Raw genomic sequence first — 13,895 nt, forward strand, 5'->3', positions numbered from 1 at the left:
CGGTTGCTTGTTGTGGTTCCAACCGATGCGCTTCGCGAACAGATCGCGAGCAAGTTCGAGACCTTCGGCATCCTCAAACAGCAGAGGTGCCTTGATACCGCTGCGGCCTATCCTGTCGTCATGCGGCTTTCGCACATTCCCCGGACACCAGAGGAGGTGGACGAGATCTTCGACAGCGCGAATGTCGTGGTCACGACCATGCAGATCGCAGGGCGCGCCGAAGCTGAGGTCCAGGAAAGGATGGCTGGGCGGGCCTCGGCGCTGTTCATTGACGAAGCCCATCATATCGGCGCGCCGACATGGGCACGCTTTCGCGGCCTGTTCGTCGAACATGATCCGCCCTTGCCGATCGTTCAGTTCACCGCCACGCCGTTCCGTGAGGATGGTCGCCGTGTCGATGGCGAGTTCATCTACACCTACCCGCTCAAGAAGGCGCAGGCGGAGGGCTACTTCAAACCAATCCGCTTTGAAGCGGTCTTTGGTCTCGACCAGGCAGATGCCGACGCAGCTATTGCCGAGAAGCTCGGCGAAGTTCTTCAGGCCGATCTTGACCAGGGGCTCAATCACCTCGCGATGGCGCGCTGCTCGACGATCAATCGGGCCAAAGAACTGCACCAGATCTACAGTGCGATGTACCCCGAGTTTCGGCCAGTCATCGTTCACAGCCAGCAATCGACAAGGGACCGCCGCGACAATCTCGCTGCGCTCCGGCGTTTCGACAGCAGGATCATCGTCTGCGTCGACATGCTGGGCGAAGGATTTGACCTGCCCGAACTCAAGATCGCTGCGCTGCACGATCCGCACAAGAGCATTGCGGTGACAATCCAGTTCGTGGGCCGCTTTACCCGGCAGGATCCGCGATTGGGCGACGCCACCGTGATCGCCAACACCGGCGTGGACGACATCGACCGGTCGCTGGCAAAGCTGTACGCGGAGGACGCTGACTGGAATGCGCTGGTTGAAGCGCTAAGCACTGCCAAAATCGATCGACAAGTTCGCCGCGCCGAGATGTTCAAAGGGTTTGTCGGCGACCTCAGTGACATTCCCTTGCAGACACTCGAACCCAAGATGAATGCTGTCGTCTATCGTACGTCATGCGATTCCTGGGAGCCGCTACGCGCCGAGGACCTTTACAACGCCGGCGTCTATCTCGGCATGAAGGTCAATCCGCACCAGCGCGTCGCCATCTTCGTCACGCGTTCGGAGGAACTGGCCGGTTGGACGACCGCCCAACACGCAATCAATGTGGTCTGGGATCTGCATATGATGCACTGGGATCCTGTGAAGGGGCTGCTCTATATCAGCAGTTCGTCAAAGGGCCCGTACGATAGACTGGCCAAGGCTGTCTGTGGTGAGACGACGCGGCGTGTCGAGGGCGAGGAAGTATTCCGCAGTCTTCATGGCTTCAACCGCCTGATCCTTCGGAACCTCGGCCTGACGCACCATCAGGGGCGCGGCGTCCGCTATTCCATGTACATGGGCGTCGACGTCGCCGATGGGCTCGACAACGCCAAATCGCAGTCCAGGATCAAGAACAATGTCTTTGCAACTGGCTTTCTGGGCGGAGTGCCGACCTCCCGCGGCTGCTCTGCGAAGGGCAAGTTCTGGTCCATTGCGCCTGTTCGCGACCTCACCGACTGGGTCGAATGGTGCGCGGACATTGGCCAGGCCGTAAACGACCCAGGGATCACGACCGACGGGGTTTTCAAGAGCGCGATGCGTCCCCGCCAGATCAGTGCCCGGCCGGACGTTCCTCCGGTGGCGATCCACTGGCCGGAATCGCTGCTGACCCAGATCGAGGATCGGATCGAAATCAGCTTTGACGACGAGCCCGTCCTGTTCACTGAATGCGACATCGAGCTGCTCGACCACGAACGGACCGGGCCACTTAGGTTTGCCGTGCGCAGCGAGGCGCACACCGCGGAATTCGAGATTGTGTTCAGCGAGGGCGGCGCCCGCTATCCGCAAAAGTCCGGTCCGAAAACCAGCATCAAGGTCGGGGGCAAGGTCAAGTCATTGTCCGAATCCTTCGGCGACGATTCTCCCCAAATCGACTTTGGTGATGGTTCGCTTCTGATCTACAGTCATCTCTACTCCTTGCCGGACGGTGTTTCCGTCGAGCCCTATCCTGCGGACCAGATCGAGGCCTGGGATTGGTCCAAGATCAACATTCGTGCCGAAGCGCAGGGCTTGGAAAAGCGGGCGGACTCCGTCCAACGGCACGTAATCGACACGTTGCTCGCCGATTGCGACGCCTACGATCTTGTGTTCGACGATGACGGCGCAGGTGAGATCGCCGACGTGGTTTCGCTGCGCGTTACCGAAGGCCTGGTCCAGGTCACACTCTTCCACTGCAAGTATTCCAGTGCCGATCAGCCCGGCGCTCGGGTCAAGGATCTCTACGAAGTCTGTGGCCAGGCGCAGAAGTCCGCACGCTGGCGGGATCGTCCCAATCGCATGTTTACCCATATGCTCAAACGCGAGAAGCTGCGCCTCGATAAGGGGCAAAGCACACGCTTCGAACTCGGAACGCCAGCGTTCCTCAAAAAGCTCAAGGCGAGTTGGCAGGACTATCGCTACGAGTTCGACGTGCGCATCGTTCAGCCCGGTCTTTCGCGGAGCGCCATCTCCGAAGAGGGGCTGCATCTTGTCGCCGGCGTAGAGACCTATCTGCTGGAAACCAGGGGCATGCGCTTGCGCGTAATCGGTAGCGATTAAGTTGAACCCTTGGACTAGCGACTGAGGCGTACGCTCCGCTCGATCTCAATCGGGCGAGTGGTCAATAGTCGTATTCATTGTCGCCAAGTAGGCTAGAATTTTGTCATACGTCTTGCGCCTCGGCCGACGCCCTTCGCGAAGATCCTGAACAAACCGTGGGTCGCCGACGGCCTGCCTACCAAACATGCTGGCCTTCGTACCGCTTCGCGCCAAATAGCCCTCAATCTGGTCCAGGAGCTCCATCGCCTTCGACTCGCTTTCCGCTTGCGTTCTTGTTATGTTCTTATTAGGAAGGCTTCCTAGAGTCTAGGATCGAATTTCCTAGACGGATGCGATAGGACCCGCAGCGATGGAAGATGCACGCAAAGCCCTGGACGATCTGATCCAGCAACGAGGCTGTAATTACACCTCGATCTCCCGCCTTCTTGGACGCAATGCGGCCTACATCCAGCAATACATCCGTCGCGGCAGTCCCCGGCAGCTGGACGAGCAGGACCGCTCCGTGCTCGCCCGCTTTTTCGGAGTAGACGAGAAGATCCTCGGCGCGCCCGAGCGGCGTTCCGGCCCGGTCGTCGAACTGGTCCATGTTCCGGTTCTCGATGTCGAAGCCTCGGCAGGGCACGGCGCTTTGGCCGAGATGGAATCCAAATGCGCCCAGTTCGGGTTCGACGAGAAGTGGCTGCGCCGCCTGACCGCAAGCAAGGCGACGAGCCTTTCGATCATCGCCGTGCACGGAGATTCGATGGAGCCAACGCTGCATGACGGCGATGAAGTCATGGTCGATCTCAATGATGGGCAGTCGCGGCTGCGCGACGGGATCTATGTGCTGCGCATGGACGACATGCTCAGCGTCAAGCGGGTCGCAATCGAGCCGCAAGGCAAGCGGGTCTCGGTGCTCAGCGACAATCCGGCCTATCCCAGTTGGCGCGGACTGGAGAAGCGGACGATCAATATTGTCGGCCGCGTGCTTTGGTTCGGCCGCGCGCTTCGCTAGGTAGCTCGCCAATGCTTGCCCTACTCGCTGCCTCGATCGTCGCTGCCGGCCAGACCTTTACCTGCACACCCACGCATGTCTGGGATGGCGATGGGCCCATATGGTGCGCCGAAGGCCCCCATGTCCGCATCGCCGGGATTGCAGCGCGCGAAATGGACGGGACATGCCGGACCAACCAGCCGTGTCCCGACGCGTCGGCTATCGAAGCGCGCGACGCGCTCGTCGATCTCCTTGGCGGCCCTAGCGGGACCATCTCGACAGGGCACGTCGTAGTTCGCGGACCGAGATTGACGTGCCGGTCGGAAGGTTCGGCAGGCGGCAACCGGACGGCTGCCTGGTGCCGACTGCCGAGCGGAGCCGATCTCTCCTGTTCGATGATCCAGACACGCACGGTGCTGCGTTGGGATCGCTACTGGAAAGGGCCTGCATGCCGCTAAGCCCGGAGATCAATCTGACAGGCCGTCTTGCCGAAGGCCCCTTCGGACTAGAACTCCATTCGGGAGGCGGCGTGTGGGAACTCGACACCGGGCGTGGAGCACGCCGGTTGCTCGGATGCGAAGTGGAAGTCTGCGGACGGCGCGCCGGGTTCAACGAGCTCATCTGCGATCAGATCTGGCCAGCAGGACAACCCCGCCCTCCTCGCTCCAAATTCAATATTGAACTGCTCCTCGCCAGCAGTGTCGTGGGCTATGGTTTGATCGCGTTCTTCCTCGGCCTTGTTGGACGTCTCGGCTGATGCTGAGCGATTGGGAACTCTGGGCTTGTGCCAACCAGGTCCTGAAGACCCACGGTGAAAATGCACCGCTTCATGTTGCCGAGCAGATCGGCGTGCTCGCACTGGCACGGGACGAGGCGGGCATCGCCACTTGGAAAGCCATCGCCCAACGCGTGGCAGAGCTGATGGGCAAGGATGGCCCGAACCAGCTTCAATAGACCAGAACGGCCTCAGCCAAGTTTCAACAACGGTTAGCCTATCGGCGATAGATCGCCCGGAAAGAGAGTGGGCTGAGTGCTCCTGCCTGCATTCGTCCCACCTTCAATCTCCAAGCCCTGCATCCTTTCGACCAGATGGCGCGCGAGATCGAGACGAGCATTGCGCTGGGTTCGCGGATCGTCAGCGCCGAGCCCGACAAGCGTTGCTTCAGACGCAACCGCAAGCGCGACTTCGATATGCGTGAACAGGATTGCATCGGCGATTCGGGACATAGTTGCCATGAGAACAAAAACAGAACTAACAGTCAACCGGTACCATATGCACCCATGCGGATAGGCGCTGTGTCAGATCCCGATTTCGAAGGGCTTGGTGATCGAGCGATCGAGTTCGGGCGGCTTGCGAGCCGGTTCTTGCGAACGATCGGGCACCTTGTCCTTCGCCAGCCCGGATGCAGCCGCATCCCGCAGCTGATTGACCGTTTCGAGCGCCGAGCGTTTCATTCCCGGATTGCGCTCAACAGCTGCTTCGAGCTTGCCCGCATTGTCGACAAACAGGGTCAGACCATCGCGCAGGCGGGTTATCGTCACGAGGAATGTCTGCTGGTTGGCAAGATTGCGTTCGCGGCTGTCCATGACGGCAATCCCGCGGTCGGAGGTCAGGCCCTGCGCCATGTGCGCGTTGAGCGCGTAAGCGAGATCAAGACGCTCGAGCATGGGGTCGCCCAGCCCCAGCCGGTGTTCGGCGCCAAGGGAGGTTTTCACCGTAACACCCTTCCCATCAACCTCCACGATGCGCGCCTGATCGGCGTTGAGCAGGCCGCGCTTGTGATCGGTCGCCGTCCAGCGAATGCGGTCGCCATCGTGGATCTCGAGTGGGCGAACCTCAAACAGGCGCAGTGGATCCTGCTCACCTTGCGGTCGCATTTGGCCCGGCCGGAATTCAAAGCGCTTGCCCCGCTCGTTCTGCAGCATCACGCGTTCGCGGGTCGGATCGGTTTCGACCACTTCATAGCGGCCCTTCTGCAGCCCCTGCCCCCTTTGCCGGCGGTCGACTTCGAGCACCATGCCGGCCGCATAGCTGCGCGCATAGCGCATTTCCTCACGCGTCAGGTTGATGCGCGACAGGACATTCAGCCGCAAAGAACCCGGTCCCAATTCTCCATTGGCCTTGAGCCCGGTCTGAACGGCGTCATTCACCTGTCCGCGCAAATTGCGACCCGACGCATAGATCGCGGTCACCTCACGCTCAGCAGGCGAAAGCGATAGCCAGGCCGCCGCGGCGTCGACGGCAGCTGTATTACCTGAAGCGACGATTTGCGGACCGAGATGCCGCAAGGCCTCGTCGATATGTCCGCCCTGCGCTGCATATTGGGCATCGCGCAGCGCCTTATCGCGGGCACGGAGATTGGTGTTCATGGTGGCCGTTTCGACGCCTGCCTTCTGCATGACGTCGAAGGGTTTGCCGGCATCGACAGCGCCCAATTGCTTCCTGTCCCCAATGCTGGCGAAGCGGTCGAGCTGGAGCAGATTGGCGAGACGCACGAGCCTTTCCTTGTCGGCATTGCCGACCATCGAGGCTTCGTCGAGCAGCACCGTGGTGCCGCGCAAAGACGCGCGAGCCTCGCCAAGCCTCGCCTGGTCTGCTCCTTCCAGAAGGTCCCGATGTTGGCGCAAGAAGCGCGCGACCGTCATCGACGGAATGCCGGTGTCACGTTCAAGCATCTGCACGAGCGTGTTCTGGACTGCGAGCCCGAGCACGGACCTGCCTTCCTCGCGCAAGATGTCGGCAACGGGTTTGAGGACGGTACTCTTGCCGGCGCCAGCTACGCCTTGAATAGCGACAATCCGGTTATGCGAAGCAAGAAGCAGGCGCCCTGCCCCCTCCTGCCCAGTGTTCAAGGTCAGGCCATATTTGAGCTGAGATAGCGCCTGTAGCCGCCCTCCAGCCACATCAGCTTCGACCACCGCAGTCCCATGTCCCCGGCCACCTTCGACGGCCGCAATGATGCGCTGCTCGAGCCCGATTGCATCGCGGGTTGTGACAAGATTGCGATCTGCACCCTTGCCTTTTTGCAGGTGGCCCTGGCGCAGCAATTGGTCGACGCGGTGTTCGATATCGGCAAGAGTTGTGGGCAACGCGAAGCCTAGCGCTGAGCGATATATCTCGGTCCGCGAGAAGGCCGCCTCGCGCTCGCCCAAGTGCCTGATCGCCGATGCGACCGCATGAACGGCCGCGATCTGCTCGGGCGTCCGGCGCCCCATGTCGCGAGGCACAAGCGGGTCGCCCTGACGTAGTCCCAGATGCTCCGCAAAGGTCGCAGCCAAAAGGCGCGCGCGCTGGCCGATCGATCGTACTGAATTTCCAATTCCGGAGACGGAGCCAATGTCGGTGGCGGCCCGTGCATTGGCCTGTGAAATGACAAGCCTCGGATCAAAGCCCAACTGTGCTGCTGCCTCGCGCCATTGGTTCACGAGAGCCTGGCGGTCTGCCACCGGCCCTTTGTCCGCCCGGGTCATCAGATTGGCCGCATTGCGCGCCGCGATGCCCTTGCCTTCCATCGTCGAAAGCTTGTCGAGGATCTCGGCACGGCGCGAACTGAAGGCATCACGAACGGGTTTGGGAACGCCCACCGCTTCGAAATTGCCATGCTTGCCGTATTCCCCAACCTGGTAGCCGAGCTTTTCTACGGCCAAGCGGAAGCGCGCCATGGTCATGGCATTGAGCAGCGTGTTGTGCTCCCAAATCTTGTCATTTCTCAGCGCTCGCCATTTGCCATCGGGCCCCTGGGTTACATTGGCAACCACGGCGTGAAAGTGCGCGTTGGGCTCCTGATTGCGGTTCGTATCGTGCTGGAAAAGCCCGATCACGAGATTGCGCGTCGCGACCACCCGTTCCTTGCCTCGGACCTCCATGCGGGTTTCGGCGAGATTCTTCTCAGCCCAGACCAGAGTCTCGCGGACGGCAGCGCCATAGGCATCGAGGATACGCCTGTCGCCGCCGACGAGGGCAAGGATGGACCAGCTCTTGGGCATCGAGAATGTGAGGTCGGTGCCGGCGCGATGCGCCCTGTTGTCGCTCCCGACACGGCTCCCATCGGGCAGCATGCCCTTGAGCACGGCCTCGAACTGCGAGGCTTCGATAACGCCTCGCAGTCCAAGCGCCTCCGCGCCTTTGCCAAGCCATTGACCAGATCTCTCGGCATCGGCGCGGGTATAGTAATTGTCAGCGGCAAAGTAGTTAGCAGCGCCGCCAGCCGTGCGGACATTGGCTACAGAGAGCATCAGGCGTCACTCCGCCCGGCGGCGTCTGCCTCGTGCGTCACAGTTCGAAATCGCCGAGATCGGGACCCTCGTGCGAAGGCTGATCCTGCTCGGGAACGCCGTCTTCGAGCATGAGCTTGCGGGCTTCTGCCTCTCGCTGGCGCTGGGCTATCCGATCGACGGCTTGCGGCTTATCCGAGGGCGGATTGGCCCGCGGCAAGTCGCTTCGGCGTCCCTCCTTCACGCTTTTCGATGGATTCTTCTCATCGCGATGATCGCCTTTGCGGAGCGCCGTATTCGTCGGCTGCAGCGGACGGGAGTTACGCGGCGTTGCCGTGCGCTCTTCGGGCGACGATTTTCGCGGATGACCGGACTTACCTGACGGCTTCCTGAGGTCGTCGGGAATGTCCTTTTCGTCCTGTTTCGCCGCCTGCTGGCGTGATCGCTTGGCATCCACCTCGACTACCGGCTCAAGCGGAAGAGTACCTTGCTTTGGGACGACAGGCTTGCCTGCCCCGTCATCGTTCGACGAAGGATGTTCGCTCTGGTTTGTTGGCGGATTAGCAGACGTCTGGCCGCCCCCAGTTTCGCCTTCGGCTTTCCGGATTGGCTCTCGATCCTTGGCCCGACCGACGAAGACATGTGCGATTCTTTCCCGGTCTATCGGCTTCAATCGGACCGGCGCTGCAGGAAAGCCATCCGGGAATTTGATGAAGCCTGACAGGCGCGGCAGGTTCATCAACTGGTCGGGCAGCAGCAAAGGCTCGATATGCTTGCGCGGCGTCAGGCTGACGGCGTCGCGAGCATTGTTGTAGCCATAGGTGTAGCCCTCTTCCATATCGCGAACCTGGCGATGGCCGATGAAGTCGGAACACCAGGTAGCTGTCTCGCGGTCTGCCGTACCGAGGATCAATTTGGTCCGGGCAAGCGATGCAAGCGTCATCGCCATGTTCTCACCGTAGACCTCCTTGAGCTTGGCGTAGGCATGGATGCCGGTGACGATTGCGCCGCCGAAATTGCGCGCCGTCTGCAGGCCTTTTTCGAGAGCGGGGAGCCGGTGAAGCGCACCCAGCTCGTCGATGAAGAACCAGCATTTGAGGTCCTTGGTGCGGGGCATCGTCATCAGCGTATTCATCGCCGTATCGAGCCACAGTGTGAGAAGCTGCGCGCACACGCTCATATCGACGTAGCGCGCGGAGATGAAGACCATCGAGCCACTTTTCTTGGCGTTAGTGCCTTCGTCTTCATTGGCGCCCTCCTCGATCCAGTCTCGGACCGAAAAACGGCGCCCGGAAGTGGGCAAGAGCTTCAGCGCCTTGGCGTTCACGTTGAACACTGCCCGGATCGATTCCGCCATGCGCGCGGCTTCAGGAGCAGTCAGGGGATCGGCGATCGTGCCTCGCATCATGGCGTGGACCCGCGAGAGATCAGCGGTCATCAGTTCACGGGCAAGCGCAGCATTGGTGCCCCGCCCTTCGGCCACCAGCTTGAGGCAGAACTCGACGAACAAGGCACGCGCCGCGATGACCCAGAACTGCGCCTCCCCGCCCCCGTCATGGGGCACGAGGGCTTCCGCTGCCGCCCAGAATTCACCTTCGGTGCGGCATTCGTCGAAGAGGCTCCATTGCGGACAGCGCGCGTCGAGCGGGTTCAGAATGATGTCCCGGTCGGCCTGGTAGAAGTGTTCGATGAAAGCGCCGGTTAGGTCGAATACGACGCAGCGCTGTCCCTTGGCGCGGGCTTCGGCAATCATGTCCGACATGGCAACTGTCTTGCCCATGCCGGTGGTCCCGATGAGCATGGCGTGGCTCTGTTCGAGCCGCCAGGGATAGACAACCGTCGCAAGATGCGAGGGCCGGTATGGAAATGCCGCAGACAGTTCCTTGGGCGAACACAGATGCCATTTCCAACCCATAGCGCTCGAAAGCTCACGGGCGCGCTCGCGCTGGTTGTGCCCGCGCAGCTCATCGACCAGTTCGGGTAGTGTCACGAGCATGGCCCCGCGCTCATGTTTGCGCTCTTTTGAACGACTGCCGAAGCGCGCTGCGAACCAGTAGAACAACACGAAGGCCGGCACGAGAAGCAAGGCCGAACGCACCAGAGCATCGCCCAGCAAGTCGAGCAGATGATCCCAGGCATTGATCACCGGCGGATAGGCATCGAGCATGATGATGGGGAGCTGGACGGTTCCTCCAAACCCCGTTTCGAGTGCGACCTGTTTGGCCGGGTCGAACTCCATGAAGCCGTAGATGGCAGCATAAATTCGCATCCAGACGAGGTAGGCTTCGTGATCGCTCAGCCCTGCCGAAATGGTCCACCAGCTAGTCCAGGAAATGCCGATGGCGGCGATGATCAGCGGCCCCTTGAGACCTGCTGCAAACATGAAGCTGAAGTGTCCGAGCAGCTGACTTCCGCGCGTGAAGTTGACGAGGTTACGCTTCATCGGAACCTCCCTCGCCGGCGTTTGCGGAGAGCCCCAGTTCCTTGCATTTGCGCGCGTAGGCTTGATGGGCTCGCTCACGCAGACTGTGATCGGCATGCCCTGCGAGAAGGGCATCAACGCCGACCATCGTGAACACTGATTGACGGCTGATGCGGTCGACCGATGTTTCGAGCTTCGATGCAAGATCGTCATTTTCGCATGCCTGCGAAAGCAGCGACCGGATCCATTCGCTGACGCTTATATCGCGCCGCTTTGCTGCAGTACGAACCCGCTCAGCGAGCTCGACGGTGACATGTACCTGGAGAGATTTTGGCCGTGTCATGCACGGACTCCTTGTGGTCAGGAGCCCGGAACGCACTGCGAAAGGCGGTTATTGTCTAAATCAGAAACGAGAACATGTCAAGAACACGCAAGATGCGCAGGAATGCGCCCTTTCTGGCTGCCTTCAATCAAATTCGATTGGCGAATTGGCGACCATTCATTTCTGATTGAGAAGCAGCCATTTTTGCAAGAATCCATCAACACCCTATATTTACTATATTTTTTACTGACTACCGCCTGCGATTTGTCGCGTACGGTGTGCTCTTCCGTCCCCTGCTTAGATGGTAGGTTCCAGTGTCATGACCAGCACGGGATCGGCGGTTTTGAAGTCCCAAAACCAAGGGATGAATACCATGCCGCTCGATTGCCGATTGTGTTAAAGATCGATCGAGTCCGCCAGCAGGAAGAATGGTGTCGCGGGCACCCCACCAGGAGCATGGCTATGGCAGATGTAACACTGAGCGCGACGCCCAAAGGCAACGGTTTCCAGGCAACCGTTACCTATTCGAGTGGCGTGTCGATCAGTTCGGCAGAAGCCTTTCCGACGAAGGCCGAGGCCATTTCAGCAGCGGCCATGAAGGTGCTCGACATGCCCGATCGGCTGGAGGAATTCGATGCGTCTAACGCCGAGGACTGATGCTGCAGGGAATGCTCGCGCGAAACCTACGGGAGCGACAATACGGGACCCGAGCAAAAAGAAAGGAGGAAGCCCTGACGGACTTCCTCCTTGTGTGTGGCATCAGAATTCATCGCTCAGCTTTCCGGGCACTGTGTCGATGACCCGGTCCAGCATGGCCTTGGGCAGTGCGCCATAATCGCCCTCATCGACCGCGATGTAACCTGCCTCACCATCGGTCAGGACATATTGGGTGAAGTAGCTGTGAAGGGACCGGGCATGGGCCTTGTCGAGTGCGGCAACGAAAGCTGCCTGATCTGCCTGGAATGAACCCTGCGCGATGTTCAGTGAAGCGTACATGATCTTTCCTCCTGATGTTCGATGCGTCGCATCAGGAGCTGCGAGGATGTGGGTGACGGGCCGGGTCAGGGACCGCGCATAGCGCGGCCGCGAAGCGGCGATGGGGGAAACGATTTTTGCCGGGCTTGCCCGGTAAAAATGGTGGGGCCCCGCCGTCCTTGACGCGGCCCCAAAGCCCGCATCACACTTGGACTTTCTGCGAGAGAGACCTCTCCAACGTCAGCGTGAAAAGCACTGGCATCGCGGCAAAAACCGTTTTCCTACATGGCCCCATGCTGGCACTGTCGCGCGTGGAGGGGACCAACGGCCAGCGAAAGGACAATCTGATGGCCAGGTCCAAACCGAGCGCGCGTAATGCGCTCAAGAAACTGCGTGAACAGCGCGACGAACTCGATGCACAGGAGGCCAGGCTCCGAGATGAAGCAGCCGGCGAACTGGGCAAGGTTCTTCTCGAATGCGGAGCCGAGACTATCGAACCTGCGCAATTGAAGCAGCTCATCCGCGCATCTCTCACCATCGGGATCGACGATGCTCTCAAGCGGCTCTCCCCCGCCTGACACTTCAACTGCGGCGGGGTGTGGGCTCGATGCCCCGCCCCGCCGTCCAAGCAGCGAGCACAAAAAAGGCCCCGATGGCGCGAACCATCGGAGCCTTGTCATATGCGGGAGGAACTCAGTCCTCGTCGATGTCGGGCGCACCCTCATTGTTCGACGCCCGGCCTTTGGTGAGGAAGTCCACCTTGTCGGCGATGATCTCGCAGCCGTAGCGCTTGGTGCCGTCCTGGTCTTCCCACTGCGTATAGTGGATGCGCCCCTCGACCGTCACGAGCTGGCCCCTGGTGCAGTACTTGGCGACGTTCTGGCCGAGACCGTTGAAGCAGGTCACGCGGTGGAATTCGCTGTCCTTGGCGGTGTAGCCGTTTTCGTCCTTGTAGGTCTTGCCGTCCTTGCGGGCGGGACGGTCGGTGACGACCGAGATCGAGGTGATGCTGGTGCCGCCCTGGGTAGTGCGGGTTTCGGGGTCGCGAGCGATGCGGCCAACGAGGATAACGAGATTGGTCATGGTCTTTCTCCTGATCGAGCATTCCGGGTCCATCCCGGCTGCAAACCCGACTAGGAAGCGGCCACGGCGAAGCGCACCGAAGGGAAACCTCGATCTGGTTCGGGTGGTGCGGGCAGCCGGGCGCAGCCCGGCAACTCGGCCGGACCTGATCGGGGTTGCGCGTCTCGACGGGGATGCTTCAGGAAAGGTTTGCTTACAGGCCGGGTTGGTCCCGAGTGCATTGCACAGGCCAAGCCATGACTTTTCGTACTATCGGGATGCGACGTGCCCCCTGACTTCGCCTGCCTCGAAGGCGACCTCATATCTCGACTACGAAAGCTCCTCCCGAAGCCGACGAATGACGTCCTGAAAACGCGCCGCCAGCACCAGTCTCCACAGTGCCTAGCGGCATAGGCTCGTCCAGACGATGTCCGCGCAGCATCCAGTCTTGGGGGGTGATTAGGCGCCCCCAATCCGCAAAGGAAGGAATCGTACCCAAGTCCTCGCGGACGTGCTGCTCGCCTACAAGGCGAACGGGCACGACACGGCTGTCGGCGTTGACGATGGTAGAACCGAACAGCGTTTCGAGCATGAAGATGCCTTCGGCATGATGCCGAAGGGCCCGGTGCCGCGGATCAGCAAAGATCGTCTTCGACTGGTCAAACCATTGGTGGAGCGGCAGGTAATCTTCCACCACCCCTCCCCATTTCCGGACCGACGATAGGGCGTGATAGTAGCAATGAGCCATCGCACCTCTCCTAGAGATCAGTCGAATGGTCGTCGGTCGCCGTGTAACGCAGCTGGCAGTCCAGAACGAAACTCGGCGTAGCCACGTCGATGACCAGTTCGCCGCAGGCACCATCATTGATTTCCCATCCGGGATGATGGCGTTCGAGAGCAAGGTAAGTCAGTTGCTCGAGGGTGGAATTGAGGCTCTGGTCGCCGCCTTCTCCAGCACAGTCGATCGTCACTTCGGGACACGGAACACTCGCCCCGACGGCGTCAGAGAAGACGCATTCTTCGACTGCACCGCTGTCGCCGCACCCATCGAAACGGATTTCTACGCGGGCAATTTCGGCATTGCGCAGCGGGGCAATGATAGCTGCCTTGAGCCGTTGGATTTCACTTTGTGCCTGCGCCGCGCGCTCGGCCTGGCGGACAGCAAAATCCGCCATGATCGCCTGAAAATCAGTCATCAGATTTCTCCT

Annotated in this window: 15 protein-coding genes; 7 read left to right on the top strand and 8 right to left on the bottom strand. The window is 60.5% G+C overall.

What is annotated here, in order from left to right; genetic code table 11:
• The 5 genes from HWN72_RS10020 to HWN72_RS10035 form a co-directional block, all read left to right on the top strand.
• Positions 1–2,718 (top strand): DEAD/DEAH box helicase (locus HWN72_RS10020; protein ID WP_211150211.1); only part of this gene is annotated, 2,718 nt, incomplete at its 5' end.
• A gap of 349 nt (positions 2,719–3,067) precedes the next feature.
• A complete protein-coding gene (locus tag HWN72_RS10025; protein ID WP_067738029.1) occupies positions 3,068–3,712 on the top strand; it encodes a S24 family peptidase in 645 nt (214 codons plus the stop codon).
• A gap of 11 nt (positions 3,713–3,723) precedes the next feature.
• The gene (locus tag HWN72_RS31050) at positions 3,724–4,149 is read left to right on the top strand and encodes a thermonuclease family protein (RefSeq protein ID WP_248005923.1); all 426 of its coding nucleotides are present in this window, start codon (positions 3,724–3,726) and stop codon (positions 4,147–4,149) included.
• Positions 4,140–4,448, top strand: coding sequence for a DUF5818 domain-containing protein (locus HWN72_RS10030; protein ID WP_211150248.1), 309 nt, complete (start codon positions 4,140–4,142; stop codon positions 4,446–4,448). Before HWN72_RS31050 ends, HWN72_RS10030 begins: the two co-directional genes overlap by 10 nt.
• Entirely contained in the window at positions 4,448–4,645 is a 198-nt protein-coding gene (locus tag HWN72_RS10035; protein ID WP_211150212.1) for a DUF6961 family protein, read from the top strand. Before HWN72_RS10030 ends, HWN72_RS10035 begins: the two co-directional genes overlap by 1 nt.
• 33 nt (positions 4,646–4,678) lie before the next feature.
• Here the strand turns inward: HWN72_RS10035 and HWN72_RS10040 are convergent, their stop codons facing one another.
• The 4 genes from HWN72_RS10040 to HWN72_RS10055 all read right to left on the bottom strand — a co-directional run bounded on the left by HWN72_RS10040 (position 4,679) and on the right by HWN72_RS10055 (position 10,671).
• Positions 4,679–4,927, bottom strand: coding sequence for a hypothetical protein (locus HWN72_RS10040; RefSeq protein ID WP_248005924.1), 249 nt, complete (start codon positions 4,925–4,927; stop codon positions 4,679–4,681).
• Positions 4,928–4,990: 63 nt separating this feature from the next.
• Positions 4,991–7,927: a MobF family relaxase gene (gene mobF, locus HWN72_RS10045; RefSeq protein WP_211150213.1), complete on the bottom strand. Its 2,937-nt coding sequence runs from the start codon at positions 7,925–7,927 to the stop codon at positions 4,991–4,993.
• Positions 7,928–7,964: 37 nt separating this feature from the next.
• Positions 7,965–10,349, bottom strand: a complete 2,385-nt coding sequence (locus HWN72_RS10050) for a type IV secretion system DNA-binding domain-containing protein (RefSeq protein ID WP_211150214.1) — start codon at positions 10,347–10,349, stop codon at positions 7,965–7,967.
• Positions 10,339–10,671: a ribbon-helix-helix protein, CopG family gene (locus HWN72_RS10055; RefSeq protein ID WP_062902927.1), complete on the bottom strand. Its 333-nt coding sequence runs from the start codon at positions 10,669–10,671 to the stop codon at positions 10,339–10,341. Before HWN72_RS10055 ends, HWN72_RS10050 begins: the two co-directional genes overlap by 11 nt.
• Positions 10,672–10,773: 102 nt before the next feature.
• Between HWN72_RS10055 and HWN72_RS31985 the strand changes: the two genes are divergently transcribed.
• Positions 10,774–11,307, top strand: coding sequence for a hypothetical protein (locus HWN72_RS31985; protein ID WP_248005925.1), 534 nt, complete (start codon positions 10,774–10,776; stop codon positions 11,305–11,307).
• 102 nt (positions 11,308–11,409) lie between these two features.
• On the opposite strand, the gene HWN72_RS10065 is transcribed toward HWN72_RS31985, so the two are convergent.
• Positions 11,410–11,646: a hypothetical protein gene (locus HWN72_RS10065; protein ID WP_013832744.1), complete on the bottom strand. Its 237-nt coding sequence runs from the start codon at positions 11,644–11,646 to the stop codon at positions 11,410–11,412.
• Positions 11,647–11,918: 272 nt separating this feature from the next.
• On the opposite strand from HWN72_RS10065, the gene HWN72_RS10070 reads away from it, so the two are divergent.
• Positions 11,919–12,203: a DUF6437 family protein gene (locus tag HWN72_RS10070; protein ID WP_239987412.1), complete on the top strand. Its 285-nt coding sequence runs from the start codon at positions 11,919–11,921 to the stop codon at positions 12,201–12,203.
• Positions 12,204–12,318: 115 nt separating this feature from the next.
• Here the strand turns inward: HWN72_RS10070 and HWN72_RS10075 are convergent, their stop codons facing one another.
• The 3 genes from HWN72_RS10075 to HWN72_RS10085 form a co-directional block, all read right to left on the bottom strand.
• Positions 12,319–12,708 (bottom strand): single-stranded DNA-binding protein, encoded by a 390-nt coding sequence (locus tag HWN72_RS10075; RefSeq protein ID WP_098108513.1) that lies wholly within the window; start codon positions 12,706–12,708, stop codon positions 12,319–12,321.
• A 298-nt stretch (positions 12,709–13,006) separates the two neighbouring features.
• Positions 13,007–13,435, bottom strand: a complete 429-nt coding sequence (locus HWN72_RS10080; RefSeq protein WP_098108453.1) for a DUF6915 family protein — start codon at positions 13,433–13,435, stop codon at positions 13,007–13,009.
• 10 nt (positions 13,436–13,445) lie between these two features.
• Positions 13,446–13,883: a DUF6878 family protein gene (locus HWN72_RS10085; RefSeq protein WP_098108454.1), complete on the bottom strand. Its 438-nt coding sequence runs from the start codon at positions 13,881–13,883 to the stop codon at positions 13,446–13,448.
• Positions 13,884–13,895 lie beyond the last annotated feature (12 nt).

This window comes from Novosphingobium sp. HR1a (assembly GCF_015594425.1).
Classification (GTDB): domain Bacteria; phylum Pseudomonadota; class Alphaproteobacteria; order Sphingomonadales; family Sphingomonadaceae; genus Novosphingobium; species Novosphingobium resinovorum_A.

What these genes read in the sequence shown, in the direction of transcription:
- HWN72_RS10075 (WP_098108513.1), bottom strand. Translation starts at nt 12,708, where the DNA reads ATGACCAATCTCGTTATCCTCGTTGGCCGCATCGCTCGCGACCCCGAA.
- HWN72_RS10035 (WP_211150212.1), top strand. Translation starts at nt 4,448, where the DNA reads ATGCTGAGCGATTGGGAACTCTGGGCTTGTGCCAACCAGGTCCTGAAG.
- HWN72_RS10040 (WP_248005924.1), bottom strand. Translation starts at nt 4,927, where the DNA reads ATGGCAACTATGTCCCGAATCGCCGATGCAATCCTGTTCACGCATATC.
- HWN72_RS31050 (WP_248005923.1), top strand. Translation starts at nt 3,724, where the DNA reads ATGCTTGCCCTACTCGCTGCCTCGATCGTCGCTGCCGGCCAGACCTTT.
- HWN72_RS31985 (WP_248005925.1), top strand. Translation starts at nt 10,774, where the DNA reads ATGCGCCCTTTCTGGCTGCCTTCAATCAAATTCGATTGGCGAATTGGC.
- HWN72_RS10070 (WP_239987412.1), top strand. Translation starts at nt 11,919, where the DNA reads ATGCTGGCACTGTCGCGCGTGGAGGGGACCAACGGCCAGCGAAAGGAC.
- HWN72_RS10025 (WP_067738029.1), top strand. Translation starts at nt 3,068, where the DNA reads ATGGAAGATGCACGCAAAGCCCTGGACGATCTGATCCAGCAACGAGGC.
- HWN72_RS10050 (WP_211150214.1), bottom strand. Translation starts at nt 10,349, where the DNA reads ATGAAGCGTAACCTCGTCAACTTCACGCGCGGAAGTCAGCTGCTCGGA.
- HWN72_RS10030 (WP_211150248.1), top strand. Translation starts at nt 4,140, where the DNA reads ATGCCGCTAAGCCCGGAGATCAATCTGACAGGCCGTCTTGCCGAAGGC.
- mobF (WP_211150213.1), bottom strand. Translation starts at nt 7,927, where the DNA reads ATGCTCTCTGTAGCCAATGTCCGCACGGCTGGCGGCGCTGCTAACTAC.
- HWN72_RS10055 (WP_062902927.1), bottom strand. Translation starts at nt 10,671, where the DNA reads ATGACACGGCCAAAATCTCTCCAGGTACATGTCACCGTCGAGCTCGCT.
- HWN72_RS10080 (WP_098108453.1), bottom strand. Translation starts at nt 13,435, where the DNA reads ATGGCTCATTGCTACTATCACGCCCTATCGTCGGTCCGGAAATGGGGA.
- HWN72_RS10085 (WP_098108454.1), bottom strand. Translation starts at nt 13,883, where the DNA reads ATGACTGATTTTCAGGCGATCATGGCGGATTTTGCTGTCCGCCAGGCC.
- HWN72_RS10065 (WP_013832744.1), bottom strand. Translation starts at nt 11,646, where the DNA reads ATGTACGCTTCACTGAACATCGCGCAGGGTTCATTCCAGGCAGATCAG.